Annotated in this window: 20 protein-coding genes and 1 pseudogene; all 21 read left to right on the top strand. The window is 58.7% G+C overall.

Annotation, left to right across the window (positions count from 1 at the left end):
- The first annotated feature begins 5 nt into the window (after positions 1–5).
- The 21 genes and pseudogenes from ATF69_RS02090 to ATF69_RS01995 all read left to right on the top strand — a co-directional run bounded on the left by ATF69_RS02090 (position 6) and on the right by ATF69_RS01995 (position 20,334).
- Positions 6–1,049: an RluA family pseudouridine synthase gene (locus tag ATF69_RS02090; RefSeq protein WP_146869763.1), complete on the top strand. Its 1,044-nt coding sequence runs from the start codon at positions 6–8 to the stop codon at positions 1,047–1,049.
- Positions 1,050–1,196: 147 nt separating this feature from the next.
- Positions 1,197–1,946 (top strand): SMC-Scp complex subunit ScpB, encoded by a 750-nt coding sequence (gene scpB / locus ATF69_RS02085; RefSeq protein ID WP_060986454.1) that lies wholly within the window; start codon positions 1,197–1,199, stop codon positions 1,944–1,946.
- Entirely contained in the window at positions 1,946–3,514 is a 1,569-nt protein-coding gene (locus ATF69_RS02080; RefSeq protein WP_146869762.1) for a pseudouridine synthase, read from the top strand. The genes scpB and ATF69_RS02080 overlap by 1 nt, the downstream gene beginning before the upstream one ends.
- Positions 3,515–3,603: 89 nt before the next feature.
- Positions 3,604–4,029 (top strand): nucleoside-diphosphate kinase, encoded by a 426-nt coding sequence (gene ndk / locus ATF69_RS02075; RefSeq protein WP_008905954.1) that lies wholly within the window; start codon positions 3,604–3,606, stop codon positions 4,027–4,029.
- Between the two features lie 90 nt (positions 4,030–4,119).
- The gene (gene rlmN / locus ATF69_RS02070; protein WP_099729838.1) at positions 4,120–5,232 is read left to right on the top strand and encodes a dual-specificity RNA methyltransferase RlmN; all 1,113 of its coding nucleotides are present in this window, start codon (positions 4,120–4,122) and stop codon (positions 5,230–5,232) included.
- Between the two features lie 33 nt (positions 5,233–5,265).
- On the top strand, positions 5,266–6,099 hold the full coding sequence (pilW, locus tag ATF69_RS02065; protein WP_146869761.1) for a type IV pilus biogenesis/stability protein PilW: 834 nt from the start codon (positions 5,266–5,268) through the stop codon (positions 6,097–6,099).
- A pseudogene (locus ATF69_RS23380) lies at positions 6,092–6,256 on the top strand (helix-turn-helix domain-containing protein); the annotation flags it as partial. The gene pilW and the pseudogene ATF69_RS23380, both read left to right, overlap by 8 nt.
- A gap of 303 nt (positions 6,257–6,559) precedes the next feature.
- Positions 6,560–7,027, top strand: a complete 468-nt coding sequence (locus tag ATF69_RS23205; RefSeq protein ID WP_244303640.1) for a RodZ domain-containing protein — start codon at positions 6,560–6,562, stop codon at positions 7,025–7,027.
- Positions 7,027–8,307: a flavodoxin-dependent (E)-4-hydroxy-3-methylbut-2-enyl-diphosphate synthase gene (gene ispG / locus ATF69_RS02055; protein ID WP_056061984.1), complete on the top strand. Its 1,281-nt coding sequence runs from the start codon at positions 7,027–7,029 to the stop codon at positions 8,305–8,307. The genes ATF69_RS23205 and ispG overlap by 1 nt, the downstream gene beginning before the upstream one ends.
- A gap of 152 nt (positions 8,308–8,459) precedes the next feature.
- Positions 8,460–9,722 (top strand): histidine--tRNA ligase, encoded by a 1,263-nt coding sequence (hisS, locus tag ATF69_RS02050; RefSeq protein ID WP_244303639.1) that lies wholly within the window; start codon positions 8,460–8,462, stop codon positions 9,720–9,722.
- Between the two features lie 14 nt (positions 9,723–9,736).
- The gene (locus ATF69_RS02045) at positions 9,737–10,435 is read left to right on the top strand and encodes a YfgM family protein (RefSeq protein WP_056743271.1); all 699 of its coding nucleotides are present in this window, start codon (positions 9,737–9,739) and stop codon (positions 10,433–10,435) included.
- Between the two features lie 2 nt (positions 10,436–10,437).
- Positions 10,438–11,601 (top strand): outer membrane protein assembly factor BamB, encoded by a 1,164-nt coding sequence (bamB, locus tag ATF69_RS02040; RefSeq protein WP_146869758.1) that lies wholly within the window; start codon positions 10,438–10,440, stop codon positions 11,599–11,601.
- 13 nt (positions 11,602–11,614) lie between these two features.
- Positions 11,615–12,958 carry a ribosome biogenesis GTPase Der gene (gene der / locus ATF69_RS02035; protein WP_146869757.1) on the top strand — a complete coding sequence of 448 codons (1,344 nt, stop codon included), beginning with the start codon at positions 11,615–11,617 and terminating at the stop codon, positions 12,956–12,958.
- A 105-nt stretch (positions 12,959–13,063) separates the two neighbouring features.
- The gene (gene hfq, locus ATF69_RS02030; RefSeq protein ID WP_056743269.1) at positions 13,064–13,318 is read left to right on the top strand and encodes an RNA chaperone Hfq; all 255 of its coding nucleotides are present in this window, start codon (positions 13,064–13,066) and stop codon (positions 13,316–13,318) included.
- A gap of 93 nt (positions 13,319–13,411) precedes the next feature.
- The gene (gene hflX, locus ATF69_RS02025; protein WP_208758684.1) at positions 13,412–14,557 is read left to right on the top strand and encodes a GTPase HflX; all 1,146 of its coding nucleotides are present in this window, start codon (positions 13,412–13,414) and stop codon (positions 14,555–14,557) included.
- Positions 14,558–14,610: 53 nt separating this feature from the next.
- Positions 14,611–15,981: an FtsH protease activity modulator HflK gene (gene hflK, locus ATF69_RS02020; RefSeq protein WP_146869756.1), complete on the top strand. Its 1,371-nt coding sequence runs from the start codon at positions 14,611–14,613 to the stop codon at positions 15,979–15,981.
- A gap of 9 nt (positions 15,982–15,990) precedes the next feature.
- Positions 15,991–16,899 carry a protease modulator HflC gene (hflC, locus tag ATF69_RS02015; RefSeq protein WP_056061999.1) on the top strand — a complete coding sequence of 303 codons (909 nt, stop codon included), beginning with the start codon at positions 15,991–15,993 and terminating at the stop codon, positions 16,897–16,899.
- 27 nt (positions 16,900–16,926) lie between these two features.
- A complete protein-coding gene (locus tag ATF69_RS02010; protein WP_056062002.1) occupies positions 16,927–17,109 on the top strand; it encodes a DUF2065 domain-containing protein in 183 nt (60 codons plus the stop codon).
- Between the two features lie 90 nt (positions 17,110–17,199).
- A complete protein-coding gene (locus ATF69_RS02005; RefSeq protein WP_146869755.1) occupies positions 17,200–18,348 on the top strand; it encodes an ATP phosphoribosyltransferase regulatory subunit in 1,149 nt (382 codons plus the stop codon).
- A 27-nt stretch (positions 18,349–18,375) separates the two neighbouring features.
- On the top strand, positions 18,376–19,752 hold the full coding sequence (locus tag ATF69_RS02000; protein ID WP_146869754.1) for an adenylosuccinate synthase: 1,377 nt from the start codon (positions 18,376–18,378) through the stop codon (positions 19,750–19,752).
- Between the two features lie 57 nt (positions 19,753–19,809).
- A complete protein-coding gene (locus ATF69_RS01995; RefSeq protein WP_056062011.1) occupies positions 19,810–20,334 on the top strand; it encodes a phosphoribosyltransferase in 525 nt (174 codons plus the stop codon).
- Positions 20,335–20,699 lie beyond the last annotated feature (365 nt).

Here is a 20,699-nt window from a genome sequence, read left to right as displayed (position 1 = left end):
GTCCGATGGCGGATCACTCGCCGGGAGGTGGTCCCGAAGCGTCTGAGGCGACGACAGCGCAGGAGGGCGATTCCCTCCTGCTGGCCGATGAATCGGAAGCCCTGGCCGACGCGGACAGCGAGCTGCGCTCGTTGCAGATGGGCCCAGGCCAGCACGCCGAGCGGCTGGATCGTGCGCTGGTAGAGCTGGTTCCCGAGTTCTCCCGCAGCTATCTCCAGCAATTGCTGGCCCAGGGGCTGGTCAGCCTCAATGGCAAGCCTGCTCTCAAGGCAGCCGCGCGGGTCAAGGCCGGTGACCTGGTGGTGCTGGAGATGCGGCCCACCCTCCAAAGCCAGGCCTTCCGGCCTGAGCCCATGGCGATTGATGTGGTGTACGAAGACGAGCACTTGCTGGTGGTGAACAAGCCCGCAGGCTTGGTGGTGCACCCTGCGCCAGGCAACTGGAGCGGCACCTTGCTCAACGGCCTGCTGGCCCGCGACGACAAGGCACTGCGGGTGCCACGGGCTGGTATCGTTCACCGCCTGGACAAGGACACCAGCGGTCTTATGGTGGTCGCCCGGGACCGTGCGACCATGGACGCCCTGGTGGCGCTGATTGCCGAGCGCAAGGTCAAGCGCCAGTACGTGGCCATGGCGCATGGCGCCTGGACGGGGGGGGCGACCCGCTCGGTGGATGCCCCCATCGGGCGGGACCCTCGCAATCGCCTGCGCATGGCGGTGGTGGACTTGGCGGTACACCCTGGCAAAACCGCCCGCACGGATTTCCTGTGTCTGGAGGGAAGCGAGGGTGGTTGCTGGGTGCAGTGCACCTTGCACACCGGGCGCACGCACCAGATTCGTGTGCACATGGCATCTCTGCGCCATCCTTTGGTGGGCGATGCCTTGTACGGTGGCGCGCCGGTCGGGGCCTTGCAACGCCAGGCCCTGCACGCCTACCGGTTGGCTTTTGCGCATCCGGTGACGGGGGATCCTCTGGAGTTCCGTGCCCCTGTACCCGACGATATGCGCCGGGCGCTGTCAGAATGGGGCCTGGGCTACAATGCGCCCTGAACGGCCGTGACGGCCCTAGCCCGCAGCCGGAATCCCGCCGGGCTCTACCAACGCACCAGCGCCATTGCGCGGTGCACCAATGATTGCCCCTGCTGTTGATGTGACACCCGTTGCAACGCGTGGCACTTTTCCAGGAATCGCTGAACCATGAACACGGTGGATGCCAAAAGGGTCCTCGAAACTGCGTTGATCTGCGCGCAGCAGCCCGTGCCTGTGCGCGAGTTGCGGGTGCTGTTCAATGACGCGCTGGGGTCCGACACCCTCAAGGTGCTATTGCAGGAACTGCAGCTTGATTGGGCGCAGCGTGGGGTGGAGCTGGTACAGGTGGCGACGGGATGGCGCTTCCAGAGCCGTCCTGAAATGCGTGAATACCTGGACCGTCTGCATCCCGAAAAACCGCCCCGCTACACCCGGGCCACCATGGAAACCTTGGCCATCATTGCCTATCGGCAACCGGTCACGCGTGGGGATATCGAGGACATTCGGGGTGTGACGGTCAACAGCCTGATCATCAAACAGTTGGAAGACCGGGGTTGGGTGGAGGTCATTGGCCACCGAGAAACGGTGGGGCGCCCGGCGTTGTTCGCCACGACCCGCCAGTTTCTGGACGATATGGGCCTGCAGTCTCTGGACCAACTGCCGGTGCTCGATGACCCGACAGGCAATGCGAATGTGCTCGAAGCCATGGCAGCCGCCGCCCAGGGAGTCATTGGGGGTGAGCCTGATCTGCTGGCGGTTTTGCCGCACGAAGTCGGTGGGCAAGAGCCAGTGGAGTCTGTGGAGGCTGTGACTGATACGGGTAGTAAGCGGCCCGTGGATGATTTTTTTCAGAATGTGGAGACTGATCTCCGCGACGACCATGTTGATACCCCGGGTGGTATCCAGGGAAATACTTGATGAACGACTCGACCTCCGAAAATCCGGCCGAAGTGCCTGGGTTGAATGCCGCTGATACGGTACCTGCTGCCAAAAAGCCGGCTGCCAAGCGGGCTCCTCGCAAAAAGGCGGAAGCTGTCCTTGCCGAGGAAGCGGTGCCTGAAGCTGTGGTGGCGATGCAGGTCGGTACTTCGGCGCCTGTGTTGGAAGCTGCAGCGCCAGAGGTGCCTTTGGCCCAGGTGCAGGCGGTCGCCATGGACTCGATATCTCCTGAGGCGGTCGTATCGGCGGCCGAAGGCGAGGGCAATACTCGGCAGGCAGGGCACCCCCCTCGTGGCGAATCTCGTGAACGGCCTCAGCGTCCTGATGGGGCAGGGCGCGACAAGCGCAGAGCTGCCGCTGTCGTGGAGGGCTATCAGTTTGAGGATGTAGTGTCCGGTCGTTTCGACGAGGAAGATGCCTCCGCAGACGCGGTGCCGCAGAAGCGGGTGCTGCTGCCGCAGGTCGAGACACCTAAACTGCACAAGGTGCTGGCCCAGGCAGGGCTGGGATCGCGGCTGGAGATGGAGCAATTGATCCTGGAGGGGCGGATCTCGGTCAACAACGAACCTGCTCACATCGGACAGCGCATTCAGTTTGGCGATCAGGTCAAGGTCAACGGCAAGCCGATCCGCTATCGCATCGACCCCCCTCCGGCGCGCGTAATCGCATATCACAAACCTGTGGGCGAGGTCGTGACCCATGACGATCCCCAGAATCGACCCACCGTCTTTCGCAAGCTGCCCCGGCTCATGCAGGGCAAGTGGCAGTCGGTAGGACGCCTGGACCTGAACACGGAGGGTCTCTTGCTGTTCACCAGCTCGGGCGAGCTGGCGAACAAACTGATGCATCCACGCTTTGGGTTGGAGCGCGAGTACGCCGTTCGGGTGCTGGGTGCTCTGAGCAACGAGGAAAAACAAAAACTGCTGGACGGCGTGCGCCTGGATGACGGTATGGCATCGTTTGGTTCCATCGAGGACGGTGGTGGAGAGGGTTCCAACTGCTGGTACCGGGTCACCATCTCCGAAGGCCGCAACCGTGAAGTACGCCGCATGCTCGAATCGGTGGGTCATGCGGTCAGCCGCCTGATCCGCATCCGCTACGGTGCCATGGTGCTGCCGCGCGGCCTCAAGCGCGGAGCCTGGCTGGAACTGGACGAGAGTGATATCCGCGCACTGGTTCAGGCCGCAGGTGCTGGGCGCCTCGAGCCTGTTGAGGGACGTCCTGAAGGGGCTGGTGCTGGCGGGCGCAATGGCAAGCCGCGCAACCGTGGCCGTGGTGGACCACGCGGTGATGGCTCGCGTCGGGACATGTCGCAGCCAGCCGTCCCTGGTGGCCCCCGTGGCCAGAAGCCGCGCCGCGATGGCGGCCAGGGCCCTGCCCGTGGCAACAACGCTGCAGGGGGCGATCGCCAGCGTGGGGGCTCGGCACAGCCCGATCCGATGAAAACGTCGGTGGGCTACATCGGCATGGACAGCCTCTCGCGCCACCGCCAGGACAAACGACGCCCCGGTGGCGGCGGTCCCCGGCGCGGAGGTGGTGGGCGCTGAGTGCGCCTGCCTTCACGCTCCCCGGTTAGAATCGAGGGCTTTGTCCGGTGGACAAACAAATCACAGCAACAACCATTCAGGAAATCAACATGGCAATCGAACGCACTCTCTCCATCATCAAGCCCGACGCAGTGGCCAAGAACGTCATCGGTCAGATCTACGCTCGTTTTGAAGCTGCCGGCCTCAAGGTCGTGGCAGCCCGCATGGCCCACCTGTCGCGCCTGGAAGCCGAGCAGTTCTATGCAGTGCACAAAGAGCGTCCTTTCTTCAAGGACCTGGTGGACTTCATGATCTCCGGCCCTGTGATGATCCAGGCCCTGGAAGGCGAGAACGCCATCCTCAAGAACCGTGAACTCATGGGCGCAACCGACCCCAAGAAGGCAGAAGCTGGCACCATCCGCGCCGACTTCGCTGACAGCATCGACGCTAACGCTGTGCACGGCTCCGACGCCGCTGAAACCGCACAGGCCGAAGTGGCATTCTTCTTCCCTGGCCTGAATATCTACTCGCGCTGAGATGGTGATGCTCCCCATGCCCGCACCCACCTTGGTGGGAGTCCAGTGTCATGGGGGTAGCTATGCCTGGTCTCCAGTGGGTTTGGCACCATGAGCACGAATCTGCTGGAATTCGACCTCGACGGTCTGGCGGCGTTTTGCGAGCGGCTTGGGGAAAAGCGCTTCCGCGCCACCCAGCTGTTTCGTTGGATTCATCAGCGCGGTGCCAGCGATTTCGACGCCATGAGCGACTTGGCCAAGGCCTTGCGTGACAAGCTCAAGGGCTGCGCGCAGGTCGAGTCACTGCCCGTTATTTCAGAGCATGTGTCCTCGGACGGCACTGTGAAGTGGCTGTTTGATGTGGGTGATGGCAACGCGGTGGAAGCCGTGTTCATCCCGGAGGATGATCGTGGAACCCTCTGTGTGTCATCGCAGGCGGGCTGCGCTGTCGGTTGCCGCTTCTGTTCTACGGGCCATCAGGGTTTCAGTCGCAATCTGACGACGGGTGAGATCGTCGCCCAGCTGTGGTTTGCAGAGCACTCCCTGCGCAAGCGCTTGCAGACTGAAGACCGTGTGATCTCGAATGTGGTCATGATGGGCATGGGGGAGCCGCTGCAAAACTATTCGGCATTAGTACCTGCGCTCAAAGTAATGCTGGACGATCACGGGTATGGCCTGTCGCGCCGCCGCGTGACGGTGTCTACATCGGGCGTCGTGCCCATGATGGACCGCCTTGCGCAAGACTGTCCCGTGGCATTGGCGGTGTCGCTGCACGCACCCAATGACCCACTGCGCGACAACCTGGTTCCGCTCAATCGCAAGTATCCGATCGAGGAGTTGCTGGACGCTTGCAACCGCTATTTGGCGCATGCACCCCGTGACTTCATCACGTTCGAATACTGCATGCTTGATGGTGTTAATGACCAGACGGAGCATGCGCGCCAACTGATCGAGTTGGTCAAGCGCAGTGGTATTCGCTGCAAGTTCAATCTGATTCCTTTTAATCCGTTTCCCGCATCAGGGCTGTTGCGGTCCCCGCAAAATCAGGTGCAGGCCTTTGCCAAGATACTCAGTGACGCGGGCATTATCACCACGGTGCGCAAGACGCGCGGTGATGACATTGACGCGGCGTGCGGTCAATTGGCTGGGGATGTCAAAGATCGTACCCGGGCCGCAGAACGCATGGCAAAGCAGCGCACAATCGTGCTCAAACCGGTGACTTGATCAGGCAGTTGGCAAACTTCAAGGAGGCTCTACATGGCGGGAATGGTTGGACGCTGGCAGCATATTGGCCGCTGGACACTCACGGCATGCAGTGCGGTGGTTTGCATATGGGCGCTCCAGGGGTGTGCAACAAACGCATCGTCTGCAGTCAGTGACGCCGATGCAGGCTTGGTGACTCCGTCCGATGAGCCTGAGTCGCGGCGCCGCGCTCGCATCCGGCTGGAGTTGGCCTCCAACTATTTTGAATTGGGGCAAACGGCGGTCGCACTGGATGAAGTCAAGCAGTCGCTGGCTGCAGATCCTTCTTATGCCGATGCTTTCAATCTTCGTGGCCTGATTTACATGCGCCTGAGTGACTATGCACAGGCCGAAGACAGTTTCCGCCGTGCCTTGTCGCTAAGGGCAAATGACTCCAACGTACTGCACAACTATGGCTGGCTGATGTGCCAGCAGCAAAAGTTCGTGGAGGCCGACCAATATTTTGTCCGAGCCATTGCCAACCCCGCCTATACAGCGCGTGGCAAAACGTGGATGGCCCGTGGCCTGTGCCAGTCAGGGGCGGGACAGTTTCCCGAAGCGGAACAGTCTTTCTTGAAGGCCTATGAATTCGATGCTGCGAATCCGGTGGTCGGTTATCACCTCGCAGCGCTCTTGCTGCGGCGCAACGAGTTGTCGCGTGCGCAGTTTTACATTCGACGGCTCAACAACAGCGATTTCGCCAACTCTGAATCGTTGTGGCTGGGCATCAAGGTGGAGCGGGCTTTGGGCGACACCGTGGCAATGAGGCAACTGGCTGCTCAGTTGCGCAAGCGCTTCCCGGATTCCAGGGAGCTGGGTGCATACGAACGTGGGGCTTTCAATGAGTGAGGTGGTGGAGAGCGGAGTGACGGCGGGCGGCTTGCTCAAGGAGGCCCGGCAGGCGGCAGGCATGCACATCGCAGCCCTGGCGGTTGCGTTGAAAGTACCCGTCAGCAAGCTGGAAGCCCTGGAGGCAGATAACTACACAGTGCTGCCTGACACCGTATTTGTGCGCGCGCTGGCTTCGAGTGTTTGCCGTACCCTCAAAATTGACCCAGCGCCCATTTTGTCTTTGCTTCCCCAAAGTCAAAGTCCTCGTCTGTCTGTGGACAGCGCGGGTATCAATGCACCTGTGAAGGGTAGTGCCGGCAAATCTTCGTCGTCCTCTTCGGCGTCATTCGCGGGTTCAGGTTCCGGCTCGCGTTCGGTGGTGTTGGTCGTTCTCGCACTGTTGGTGGGAGCTGTGGTTTTGTTCTTTGTCCCTCGGCATTCCACGCCAGGGGATTCTTCCAATCCAGTGCCCGTTGCGGTGCCAGATGCTTTGCCGGCCAATGCCTCCGAGCCTGCACCTGCAGTGGTGCCACCAACGGTGGAGCGCCCCGCCGATGCATCTATTTCTGCATCGCCCGCCGCTGCTTCGGCGGCTTCGGTGCCTGTGTCTGCTGCGCCACCTGCCGCTGCACCTCCAGCGCCTGCTGCCGCTGGCAGTGGCGTGTCTGCGGGCGCTGTTTCGGCCGCTGATGGCGCGGCAGATGCTCCCTCCGGTCCCCTGGTGCTGCGCGCGCGCGGTGCGTCATGGGTGCAAGTTCGCGATGCCAATGGTGCACTGGCGTTGCAACGCAATCTGGCGGCGGGAGAGTCGGTATCGGTGTCGGCACCCACGCCCCTGGCGGTGATTGTCGGTCGCGCTGACGCGACGGAAGTGATTGTTCGAGGAAAGCCGTTTGATCTGACGGCAGTCGCCCGTGAAAACGTGGCGCGTTTCGAGGTGAAATAGTGGAAAACTCCCCGATTGATTTTGGGCCGGTGGCGATTGCTTCGCCCTTACCTAGACGTTCGCGCCAAGCGAAAGTTGTCTGGGGTTCGCGTGTGGTGACCGTGGGGGGGGATGCTCCCGTGCGCGTGCAGTCCATGACCAACACCGACACCGTCGATGCCATTGGGACCGCGATTCAGGTCAAGGAGCTCGCTCAGGCGGGGTCGGAGTTTGTCCGCATCACCGTTAATACGCCAGAAGCTGCTGCAGCGGTACCGTACATCCGAGAGCAACTGGATCGCATGGGTGAGAACGTTCCCTTGGTGGGCGATTTTCACTACAACGGACACCGCCTGCTCACCGAGTTTCCGGACTGCGCCCAGGCTTTGTCCAAGTACCGAATCAACCCTGGCAATGTGGGCAAAGGTGACAAGCGCGATAAGCAATTTGGTCAAATGATCGAGGCTGCCATGCGCTGGAACAAGGCTGTGCGCATCGGTGTCAACTGGGGCAGTCTCGATCAGGAGTTGCTGGCTGAGCTGATGGATACGAACAGCCGCCGCAGCAATCCATGGGAGGCTCGTCAGGTCATGTACGAGGCCCTCATCACATCGGCCATTGAATCTGCGCGTCGTGCAGAGGCCATGGGGATGGACGGCAACCAGATCATCTTGTCGTGCAAAGTCAGCGGAGTGCAGGATTTGATCTCTGTGTACCGCGAGTTGGCACGCCGTTGCGACTACGCTTTGCACCTGGGTCTCACCGAAGCCGGTATGGGTACCAAGGGAACGGTGGCTTCGGCGGCCGCATTGTCTGTGCTGCTGCAAGAGGGTATTGGCGACACGATTCGTGTGTCGTTGACACCCCAGCCCGGCGAGGCGCGTACCCAAGAGGTGGTTGTGGCATCCGAAATCTTGCAGGCGTTGGGCATGCGGGTTTTTGTGCCCAGCGTTACCGCTTGCCCGGGATGTGGCCGTACCACCAGCACCACCTTTCAGGACCTGGCCAAGCAGATCGACGATTTCCTGCGTGCGCAAATGCCTGTGTGGCGCGTGCGTTATCCGGGTGTGGAATCGCTACGGGTTGCAGTTATGGGCTGCATCGTCAATGGCCCGGGTGAAAGCAAGCACGCAGACATTGGAATCAGTCTGCCGGGGACGGGTGAGGCGCCTGCCGCCCCTGTCTTCATTGATGGCGAGAAGGCAATGACCCTGCGCGGTGACGATATCGCCAATGAATTCCATCGCATCGTCGAGCAGTACATCGAAAAGCGTTTTGGCGCCGGGGTGTCTGCTGCTTGACCGGTAGTGCTGCAGCCACCCGCACCGCAAAGCCTCGGGAGGTGGTCTGTCCAGCTTATGTAAATTTCCGCCAGACATAGAAAAGAAGCGCTGTGAGTAACGAAAAAAGCAGTCCCTCGTCCAAACCAGAGAAGCTGGTTGCGGTGAAGGGCATGAACGACATCCTGCCTCCGGAATCTGCCCGTTGGGAGTGGCTGGAGGCCAAGGTGCGCGACCTGATGGCGCGCTACGCCTATCGCAATATCCGCACACCCATTGTCGAACCCACACCGTTGTTTGTACGTGGATTGGGCGAGGTCACCGACATTGTCGAGAAAGAGATGTACTCGTTTGAGGACCGTCTCAATGGGGAGCAGCTGACGCTTCGCCCCGAAGCGACAGCTGGTGTGGTGCGTGCGGTTGCAGAGCACTCCATGTTGTACGACGGCGGTAAGCGCCTGTACTACATGGGCCCCATGTTTCGTCATGAGCGTCCCCAACGCGGACGCTACCGCCAGTTTCACCAGATCGGCGCCGAGGCACTGGGGTTTCCGGGTGCCGAGGTCGATGCCGAGTTGATTCTTCTGGCGAGTGCCCTGTGGCGCGACCTTGGCCTGCAGAATGTGCGTCTCGAACTCAACAGTTTGGGGCAGCCGGACGAGCGCAAGGCTCACCGTGCTGCATTGATCGCGTATCTGGAACAGCACGTCGATGTTCTTGACGAGGAGGCGCGTCGGCGGCTGCACAGCAACCCTCTGCGCATCCTCGACACCAAGAATCCCGCGATGCAGTCGCTGGTGGAAGCAGCGCCTCGTTTGATTGACTTTCTGGGTCAGGAGTCTTTGGCGCATTTCAATGCCGTCAAGGCCATTCTTGATGCCAACGGGATAGCTTGGACTGTCAATCCTCGCCTGGTGCGTGGCATGGACTACTACAACCTCACTGTGTTCGAGTTTGTGACGGATCAGTTGGGCTCGCAGGGCACGATCTGCGGTGGGGGGCGCTACGACTACTTGATCGAACAAATCGGTGGCAAGGCCGCACCGGCGGTGGGTTGGGCGTTGGGGGTGGAAAGGGTACTGGAGTTACTCAAGGAGCAGCAAAGTGCCACCCCTTTGCTGGTTCCGGACGTCTATGCCATTGTCCCTTCGGCGGCCGCGTTACCTCGGGCTGTGGCTACTGTCGAGCAATTGCGCCAACATGGTGTTCGTGTCCAGATGCACGCGGCCCCTTCGCTGGAGGGCATGGGCAGTATGAAATCGCAATTCAAGAAGGCTGATGCCAGTGGTGCAATGCACGCGCTGGTGTTTGGCGATGATGAGCTGTCTCGTGGCATGGTGACTGTCAAAGCCTTGCGTGATGGCGCAGGTGAGCAAACCGAGCGCCCGCTGGACTTGGTCGCGCAATGGTCGGCCACCCTACAATCCACCCGCTAACCCAATCACATTCCATGGCAAATCATCTCGACCTTGAAGAACAAGAGCAGCTAGACCAGCTCAAGCATTTTTGGAACACCTGGGGCACGTTGATCAGCTCCGTGGTCATTGTCGTTGCAGGTGCAGCGGCTGCTTGGAACGGTTACCAGTACTGGCAAACCCGGCAGGCCACGCAGGCGGCTGCGTTGTTTGATGCTGTGGATGTGGCTGCGCGGTCTGCCGATAACGTCCGCATGGAACAAGCTTTTGCCGATCTGAAGTCTAAATATGCAGGGACTGTCCAAGCTGGGCAGGCAGGCTTGACCCTCGCCAAGGCCATGCAGGGCACTGGTAATGTCGAAGGCGCCAAAGAGGCGCTTATGTGGGTTGCAGAACAATCGTCAGACGAGGGCCTCAAGGCCTTGGCCAAGTTGCGATTGGCTGGTGTGCTCATGGATCAAAAGAACTATGACGAAGCACTCAAGCAACTATCCAGCAGTTTCGCGCCGGAATTCTCCTCTGTTGTGGCGGACCGCAAGGGTGACGTCCTGATGCTCCAGGACAAGCGTCAGGACGCGATTGCTGAGTACACCAAGGCATATAAGGGGTTCGAAGACAGTGTCGAGTACCGCCGTCTGGTGGAAATCAAGCTGAACGCGCTGGGTGTCTCGCTGCAAGGTGTGAATGTGGCTTCTGCTGTCTCTTCAACCGCAACACCTGCGGAGTCCAAATAACCATGTCGTCGCTTATCAACGCAAGGTCAGGGCACCAATTTTTTGTGCGCGGTCTGGTGGTAGCACTAGTGGCTGCCACGTTGGCCGGTTGTTCTTTGTGGAGCGCCGACAAGTCTAAGCCTGTGCCTGCCGACCTCGGAGCCAATGTAGCCGTTCTGGGCGTGCGGCAAGCATGGACTGCGCGCCTTGGCAATGTGGCTGGATTTCCATTGGAGGTCCATGTTGCTGGCAATGTGGTGACCGTCGCGTCAGCTGATGGTGCGGTGGCAGCCCTGGATGCGCGTACGGGGGGGGATATCTGGCGAGCAGCGCTGGCTGAGCCTCTGTCGGCAGCTGTGGGTAGCGATGGCAAGTTCGCGGCGGTGGTCTCGCGTAACAATGCACTGATCGTTATTGATGGGGGGCGTGAGCGCTGGCGTGAGACGCTCGCTGCTCAGGTATTCACACCACCTCTGGTTGCAGGCGGTCGTGTTTTCGTGTTGTCGGCAGATCGATCCGTGTCTGCCTTTGATCTGTCGACAGGTCGTCGTCTCTGGTCCCAGCAGCGCCCCGGCGAGCCTTTGATATTGCGCCAGGCTGGTGTCTTGACCGCTGTGGGTGACACGCTGGTGGTGGGGTTGTCAGGTCGTTTGGTCGGATTGAATCCTGACAATGGCAGTGTGCGATGGGAGACCCCCATTGCCAGCGCACGGGGCACCAATGATGTGGAGCGCCTTGTCGAGTTGGTGGGGCGCACGAGCCGTGTGGGAGAAACAGTGTGCGCTCGATCCTTTCAAGCTGCTGTGGGTTGTGTGAACACGGCAAGGGGAACGACCGTCTGGACGCAGCCTGCTAGCGGAGCAGAAGGCGTTCACGGCGATGCAGAGGCCATTTTTGGCTCTGAGAGCAATGGCACTCTTGTTGCGTGGCGCCGCGCGGATGGTTCACGCTTGTGGGGTATCGATCGACTTAAATACCGCAAACTCACGGCGCCGTTGCTTCTAGGGCGCTCGGTAGTCGTCGGTGACGACTCGGGTTTGGTGCATTTGCTGTCTCGTACAGATGGTTCGCCCCTGAACAGGCTGGCGACAGATGGGTCTGCCATCGCTGCTGCCCCAGTCGTGGCTGCAGATACCCTGGTGGTTGTTACCCGCAATGGCGGCATTTACGGATTCCGTCCAGATTGATCGGTCTTATTCAATGAAGCCAGTTATCGCCCTCGTGGGGCGTCCGAATGTCGGCAAGTCCACGCTCTTCAACCGTCTGACCAAGTCGCGTGACGCTATCGTCGCTGACTTTGCGGGACTTACGCGTGACCGGCACTACGGTAACGGCAAGCAGGGAAAACACGAGTACATCGTCATTGATACCGGTGGCTTCGAACCCGACGCTTCCAGCGGCATCTACCGCGAGATGGCCAAACAAACGCAGCAGGCCGTCGCAGAGGCGGACGTGGTGATTTTTGTGGTGGATGCCCGTGCAGGTGTTTCCGCGCAAGACCACGACATTGCCAATTACTTGCGTCGCCTGGGCAAGCCTTGCGTGCTCGTCGCCAACAAAGCGGAGGGCATGCTCCAGGGCGTCCAACTAGCGGAGTTCTATGAGCTGGGGCTGGGCGAGGTTTATCCTGTGTCTGCGGCGCACGGGCAGGGCATACGCAGTTTGGTTGACATTGCGCTGGAGCCGCTCAATCTGCCTGAGCCTGACGATTCGGATACGGCGTTGGACAAGGGCGTAATCAAGCTTGCCGTGGCGGGGCGCCCCAACGTGGGTAAGTCCACCCTGATCAACACGTGGCTTGGCGAAGAGCGACTGGTGGCATTTGATATGCCCGGCACGACCCGCGATGCCATCACTGTGCCTTTTGAGCGCAATGGCCAGCGCTTTGAGCTGGTGGATACTGCAGGACTGCGCCGCAAAGGGAAGGTGTTTGAGGCTATCGAAAAATTCTCGGTAGTGAAAACGCTCCAAGCCATCGAGTCCGCAAATGTGGTGCTGTTATTGCTCGATGCCACCCAGGGGGTAACGGACCAGGATGCCCATATCGCGGGCTATATTCTGGAGAGTGGCCGCGCTGTGGTTCTGGCGGTGAACAAATGGGATGCCGTGGATGACTACCAACGGCAGCTCTTAGAGCGCTCCATTGAGACGCGGCTAGCGTTTCTGAAGTTTGCTTCGTTGCACTTCATTTCTGCGAAGAAGCGTCAGGGGCTTGGCCCTCTATGGACATCTATTGCCCAGGCCCACCGGGCGGCCATCTGCAAGATGTCCACGCCAGTGCTCACCCGACTGCTGCTGGAGGCAGTTCAGTTCCAAAGCCCCAAGAGGGCGGGGATGTTCCGCCCCAAAATGCGGTATGCGCACCAAGGCGGCATGAATCCGCCCGTGATCGTGATCCATGGTAACTCGCTGGAGCACGTGACTGATGCTTACAAGCGATTCTTGGAAGGGCGCTTCCGCAAGGAGTTTGATCTTGTGGGGACCCCTTTGCGCATTGAGATGAAAACCTCGCACAATCCTTTTGCGGACAAAGACGAGGCTTGACGACAAAGGCTCCTCAGTCGAGGGGCCATGTGTGTTTAAGCCAGAGCGTGCGTCTGGCTGTGGTAAGGTGCTGGTTTACAACAACACTTGAACACGGAGAATATCGTGAGCAATAAAGGCCAGCTTTTGCAAGACCCCTTCCTTAACGCATTGCGTCGGGAGCATGTTCCAGTGTCCATCTATTTGGTCAATGGGATCAAGCTGCAGGGGCAAATCGAGTCTTTCGACCAGTATGTGGTGTTGCTGCGCAATACTGTGACGCAAATGGTTTACAAACACGCGATTTCTACGATCGTTCCAGGTCGGGCGGTCAATTTCTCCACCTCAGAAACCCCTGATGCTGACAACAGCAACTCTTGAGTTGTTGTCTGGTAGCGGGGCTCGCTTTCTGAGCGAGGTAGAGCAGGAAGAGGGTGGTTGGCTTTGAGTTCGGCTTCCGCATCCTCGTCCGCTATGACGCCGGTGTTGCTGGTGGGCGTTGATTTTGGTCTCCCCCACTTCGATGCTGAGTTGGAAGAGTTGGGACTGCTCGCCCTGACGGCGGGTTTACGGCCTGTTGCTCGCATTACGTGCAAGCGGAAAGCGCCGGACGCGGCACTCTTTATTGGCTCTGGCAAAGCGGATGAAATTCGCACCTTGGCCCAGATGCATGGGGCATTGGAGGTGCTGTTTGACCAATCACTCAGCCCCGCGCAGCAGCGTAATCTGGAACGTCATATCGAGCTTCCAGTCAATGACCGCACGCTGTTGATTCTGGAGATCTTTGCGCAACGTGCGCGAAGCCACGAAGGCAAGCTTCAGGTTGAGCTCGCCAAGCTGCAGTATGTGAGTACACGGCTGGTGCGGCGCTGGTCTCACCTAGAGCGCCAAACTGGCGGTATCGGTGCCCGGGGCGGTCCGGGTGAAAAGCAGATCGAGCTGGATCGACGGATGATTGGTGACGCGATCAAGCGCACCAGAGAGCGCTTGATCAAGGTCAAGCGTCAGCGCTCCACGCAGCGGCGCCAGCGCGAGAGGCGCGATACCTTCAATATTTCGCTTGTTGGGTACACCAACGCGGGTAAGTCCACGCTTTTTAATGCTTTGGTGAAAGCGCGAGCGTATGCAGCGGATCAACTTTTTGCCACGCTAGACACTACAACACGCCAGTTGTATCTGGCAGATGCGGCGCGATCTGTTTCTCTGTCCGATACGGTGGGCTTTATCCGGGATCTCCCGCACGGATTGGTGGATGCCTTTCAGGCTACGCTGCAAGAGGCTGTCGATGCAGATTTGCTGCTTCATGTGGTGGATGCTTCCAACCCGGATTTCCCGGAGCAGATGGCGCAGGTGGAGCGGGTGTTGCTGGAAATTGGTGCCTCGGATATCCCGCAGATACTGGTGTTCAACAAGCTTGACGCATTGCCCGAAGAGCGACGCCCCTCCCTGCTGGTAGACCAATACGAAGTGGGGGGGCAGTCGCTTTCCCGTCTGTTCGTAAGTGCTCGATCTGGAGAAGGTCTTGATGATCTGCGCCGCGCTTTGGCCGATAGGTTGCTGGCTACGCGTGAGGATATGACCCCAGCAGACGCCCTTGAATTGCCGGATGTGTTGCCCTGATTGGGCACAATGCATGATCGAATGACGCCATCAGAGAACCAGAGATTTTGCGCATGAATTTTCATACTCGCACCCTACGCTGGGCTTCATTGCCGGACCGTATTCGGGGCATGTTCAATCTGAACGATCCACGCTGGGGTCGCGGGGATGATAAGTCGGAGGACGGTAACGCGCGCCCTGAGGATCGACCTGCAGCGCCACCCGCAGGTCAGAGGGGTGGGGATCAGCGGCCAAGCAATGGCCAGCAGCCGCCTGATCTCGACGAGCTCTGGCGTGACCTTAATCGCAAGCTTGGCAGTCTGTTCGGGGGAAAGAATGGCTCTGGCCGTGGCCCGGGAGGAGGGGCTGGCGGTGGCTTTCAACCTGATATGAAAAGCGCCGGTGTGGGTGTTGGCTTGATTGCTGGCATTGCGTTCGTGATCTGGATGGGCACAGGTTTTTTCATAGTGCAAGAAGGTCAGCAAGCCGTCATTACGCAATTCGGCAAGTACAAAAGCACCGTGGGTGCAGGTTTTAACTGGCGCTTGCCTTACCCAATTGAGCGTCATGAGCTGGTTTTTGTGACACAAATTCGCTCCGCTGATGTGGGGAGGGACACGGTCATCAAAAGCACGGGCTTGAGAGAGTCCGCGATGCTGACCGAAGACGAAAACATCGTGGAGATCAAGTTTGCCGTTCAGTATCGCCTGAGCGATGCCAGGGCATGGCTTTTCGAAAGCAAGAATCCCTCAGATGCCGTGGTTCAAGCAGCTGAGACCGCCGTTCGCGAGGTGGTGGGCAAGATGCGCATGGACACGGCATTGGCTGAAGAGCGGGATCAGATTGCGCCTCGCGTTCGCGCGCTCATGCAGACCATATTGGACCGTTACAAAGTTGGCGTCGAAGTTGTTGGCATCAATTTGCAGCAGGGCGGTGTGCGGCCGCCTGAGCAGGTGCAGTCCTCCTTTGATGATGTCCTCAAAGCCGGACAGGAGCGCGAGCGTGCCAAAAACGAGGCACAGGCTTACGCGAATGATGTGATTCCACGCGCTGTGGGCTCTGCCTCTCGTCTGAACGAGGAGGCTGCTGCGTACAAGGCGAGGATCGTTGCGCAGGCTCAAGGTGACTCGCAGCGGTTTGCTTCTATTTTGGCGGAGTACCAGAAGGCTCCGCAGGTAACCCGTGATCGTATGTATCTGGACACGATGCAGCAGATTTATGGCAACGTGACCAAGGTGCTGGTGGAGTCGCGTCAAGGCTCCAATTTGCTGTACCTGCCGCTCGACAAAATTATGCAAGGCGTAGCAAGCGGGTCCGGAGCGCTGGATGCCCCTGCGGCCACCAGCGTGCCTCCAGCGGTGTCACCAGCAACACCCGCACCAACCTTTTCGAATGACGCTCGCGCGCGCGACACCAGCCGCACCCGTGAACGTGAATCCCGCTAGGAGTAGTTCGTGAACAGAGTCGGTTTTATTGCATCTACCCTTCTGGTGGTGCTTGCTCTCATGAGCTCCATGCTTTTTGTTGTTGACCAGCGGCAGTTTGGAGTGTTGTATGCACTGGGTCAGATCAAAGAAGTGATCACGGAGCCTGGCCTCAATTTCAAGCTGCCTCCTCCATTTCAGAACGTCACTTACATAGACAAGCGGTTGCTGACTTTGGACAGCACGGACACCGAGCCCATGTTGACTGCTGAAAAGCAGCGTGTCGTTATCGACTGGTATGTGCGCTGGCGCATTTCCGAGCCCACTGAGTACATTCGCAACGTTGGGCTGGATGAGACGGCGGGCGCCATGCAGCTCAATCGGGTGGTTCGCAATGCTTTCCAGGAGGAAATCAACAAGCGCACGGTGAAAGAGCTGCTCTCACTCAAACGCGAAGCGCTGATGGCTGATGTCAAGCGCGAAGTCTTGGAGACAGTTCGTGGTTCCAAGCCCTGGGGGGTTGATGTGGTGGATGTGCGCATTACCCGTGTTGATTACGTGGAAGCCATCACTGAATCTGTGTACCGGCGCATGGAAGCGGAGCGAAAGCGCGTGGCCAATGAGTTGCGCTCTACAGGTGCTGCAGAGGGCGAAAAGATTCGTGCAGACGCAGATCGTCAGCGCGAGATCACAATTGCCAATGCCTATCGGGATGCTCAAAAGCTGAAAGGTGAGGGCGACGCGGAAGCGGCCCGCATCTACGCCGAGGCGTTTGGCAAAGATCCTCAATTTGCCCAGTTTTATCGCAGTCTCGAGGCGTACAAGGGCAGTTTCAATAAGAAAAGTGATGTGATGGTGCTGGACCCATCGTCCTCTGACTTCTTCAAGGTCTTTCGCGGCTCAGCTTCTGCATCGGCGCCTGTTGCTCCACGCAAGTAAACAAGTGGCGCTGGTTGTGAGAGGTGAATGATGTGGGACAGTCTTTGGACGGCATTTGCCTTGGTCCTGGTAATTGAGGGTTTTTTGCCTTTTTTGTCCCCCCAGGTTTGGAAACGTACGGTTGCGCAGATCGCTCAATTGCAGGATGGCCAAATACGCTTTTTCGCATTGTTGGCCCTTGCTGCAGGTCTTCTGATGCTTTGTTTCTGAACGCTGTCACACCCCTCGACTAGGAGATTCCTTGGGGAGTCTTGCCCGGTCCCGGTAGAATCACGGTTTTAACAGCCTCCCCTTTTCTCCATGTCTGCTTGGGTCCTTCCGGATCACATTGCCGATGTCTTGCCGTCTGAAGCGCGGCACATCGAAGAATTGCGTCGCGGGCTGCTTGATACAGCCCGCTGTTATGGTTATGAGTTAGTGATGCCCCCGCTGTTGGAGCATCTGGAATCTCTCCTTACGGGCACTGGCGAAGCGCTGGATCTGCAAACCTTTAAACTGGTGGACCAGCTATCTGGTCGTTCCATGGGGTTGCGAGCTGATACGACTCCGCAGGTTGCTCGCATTGATGCGCATTTGCTCAATCGCAAAGGTGTGACACGTCTTTGCTACTGTGGTCCTGTGTTGCACACGCGTCCTGACCGCCCGCATGCCACCCGCGAGCCTCTTCAGTTTGGTGCCGAAATCTATGGGCATACCGGGCTGGAGGCCGACCTTGAGGCTTTGCAGTTAGCTCGGGAGTGCTTGCGAGTTGCCAATGTACGCGACACAACCATTGACCTAGCGGACGTGCGCATCGTCCGCAGCCTGTTGGCTGGTGTGAGCGTGAGCCCGCAACTGCTCAGCGGCATTCATTCTGCTTTGGCGGCCAAGGATGCGGGAGAGTTGACAGTCTTGACGCGTGGCTTTCCTGAGGATTCTCGGCAAGGCCTTCTCGCTCTTGTCCAGTTATATGGAGACTCTGCTGTTCTGGCTGAGGCTGAAAATGCGCTGAAGCGTATTTCTGGTGTGTCTCAAGTGCTATCAAATTTGAAGTGGTTGGCGTCGCGTCTTGATGGAGCCTCTGTCACTTTCGACTTGGCTGATTTGCGTGGATATGCCTACTACAGCGGTGCGCGCTTCGCGATCTATGCGCCCGGTGCCAGCGATGCCCTGGTGCGCGGCGGCCGATACGACGAGGTGGGGGCAGTGTTTGGCCGAAATCGTCCTGCGGCGGGATTCAGTTTGGACATCAAGCAGGTGGTTGGCGTGGTGCCCCCCCGTGCGCTGAAAGCCGCCATTCGTGCTCCTTGGGGCGAGGCCGCGGATGTGAATGCTGCGATTGGAGAGCTTCGGTCCGCCGGGGAAACAGTGGTGTGTGTTTTGCCAGGGCACGAGAGTGAGGTGGATGAGTTCCACTGTGATCGTGAACTGGTTCGGGTTGCGGGCCGTTGGGTCGTGCAGGCTGTTTGAGCAATTGTCATTTGAATTGGGTTTGAGATGAAAGCAACCAAAGGTCGCAACGTAGTGGTGGTCGGTACCCAGTGGGGCGACGAAGGCAAAGGCAAGTTGGTCGATTGGCTGACGGAGAGCGCTCAAGGGGTTGTGCGTTTCCAGGGGGGGCACAACGCTGGCCACACACTGGTGATCAATGGCGTGAAGACGGCGCTGCATTTGATCCCGAGCGGCATCATGCGCCCTGGGGTCAAGTGCTACATCGGCAATGGCGTGGTACTTTCCGCAGCGAAGTTGTTTGAGGAAATTGAGGGACTTGAGAAAGCCGGTGTCGAGGTTCGTTCGCGCCTGCGTATCAGTGAGGCTTGCCCGCTGATCCTGCCTTTCCACGCGGCAATTGATGTTGCGCGTGAGGCGGCCCGAGAGCAGGGGGGGGCTGAGAAGATTGGTACCACCGGCCGTGGCATTGGTCCAGCTTACGAGGACAAGATTGCCCGCCGTGCCTTGCGCGTACAGGACTTGAAGTACCCTGAGCGATTTGCTTCCAAGCTGCGCGAATTACTGGACTTGCATAACCATGTGCTCACCACGTACCTGGGCTCTGCAAAGTTCGTTTTTGGCGATGCGCTGAAGCCATACATCCAGGATGGAAAGGTGCAATTTGATGTCGTGTACGCCGAAGCCATGCGCCATGCAGAGTTGCTGAAGCCCATGATGGCTGATGTATCGTGTGAGCTGAATGAGGCGAATCGCGCGGGCGCCAATCTTCTCTTTGAGGGCGCTCAAGGGACCCTGCTGGATGTAGACCATGGCACATACCCGTATGTCACCTCCAGTAACTGCGTGGCGGGGAACGCTGCTGCGGGATCTGGCGTAGGGCCGGGCATGCTTCATTACATCCTCGGTATCACCAAGGCGTATTGCACCCGCGTTGGTGGCGGGCCTTTCCCTACAGAGTTGGATTGGGAAGTGCCTGGTACGCCCGGTTATCACATGAGCACGGTGGGCGCTGAAAAGGGGGTGACAACGGGGCGTAGCCGTCGCTGTGGCTGGTTTGATGCAGCTTTGTTGAAGCGCAGCGCCCAAGTCAATGGTCTTACTGGCCTTTGCATCACCAAGCTGGATGTGCTGGACGGGTTGAACGAGTTGTTGCTGTGTACGGGCTATGAACTCGATGGTCAGCGTATTGATTTGCTTCCCATGGGCGCAGAGGACATCGCTCGGTGCACGCCAATTTATGAAACGCTACCTGGCTGGAGTGATTCCACCGTAGGGGTGACCGATTACGACAAACTGCCCGAAAGTGCGCGCCGCTATCTTGAGCGCATCGAAGAAGTGACAGGGGTTCCGATCGACATGATCTCAACCAGTCCTGATCGCGACCATACGATCATGATGCGTCATCCTTATGTCGCTGTCTGACCTGTAGTTTGCCCTGCTGCCATCAAGTAAACGCCAATTGTTCAGGAATCATCCACTATGTTGACCGAAGACGGAAAACACCTCTATGTCAGCTATGACGAGTATCACAGCCTCATCGAAAAGTTGGCGCTGAAAGTTCATCAGTCGGGTTGGGCGTTCGACACCATTCTCTGTCTCGCTCGCGGTGGGTTGCGCCCAGGTGACATTCTCAGTCGTATCTTTGATAAGCCGTTAGCGATCATGTCTACGAGCTCCTACCGAGCCGAGGCAGGAACGGTGCAAGGACATCTTGATATTGCACGCTTTATCACCACGCCCAAGGGTGAAATTGCAGGGCGCGTGCTCTTGGTCGATGATCTGGCTGATTCAGGGCACACCTTGCACGCGGTGATCAACATGCTTAAGACCAACTACGCGCCCATCACCGAGCTACGCAGCGCCGTGATCTGGACGAAGGGTCTATCGACGTTTTCTCCAGATTACTCCGTGGAGTTTTTGCCGAGCAATCCTTGGATCCATCAACCCTTTGAGGGCTACGACAGCCTGAGTCCGGAGAAGCTGCTAGAAAAGTGGCGAGTCTGATTTTTCTCGCCGGCCCTGAAAGTCGTGCTATAGTCGAGGGCTTCGCTACTGAGGCCTGAGCGCAAAAGTGTTGGGGTCGATGGGGTGGTTTGTGGTGGCGCTTAGGTGCTGCGGCAGATGGCCCGGAAGGTCGGCGAAGAAAGTTTGGTTTTGTCTTCTTGGTGGTTAAAAACCGGTATAGAATACAAGGCTTCGCTCGGTGGAGATGGTTGCCGCGAATTGCAGGTGATCGTTGAAGCGGGGTGAAAAAGAAAGCAAAAGTTTGACAGTTCTTAAAAAACTGTGCTAGAATTCAAGGCTTCGCTGATCGCAGCGAGGTTTGCAAAACGAAGAAGATTTTGGTCTGATTTGTTTTGTTGGGATCC

Source organism: Acidovorax delafieldii, assembly GCF_007993815.1.
GTDB lineage: Bacteria > Pseudomonadota > Gammaproteobacteria > Burkholderiales > Burkholderiaceae_C > Acidovorax > Acidovorax delafieldii.
This window is presented reverse-complemented; position numbering and strand designations above follow the sequence as displayed.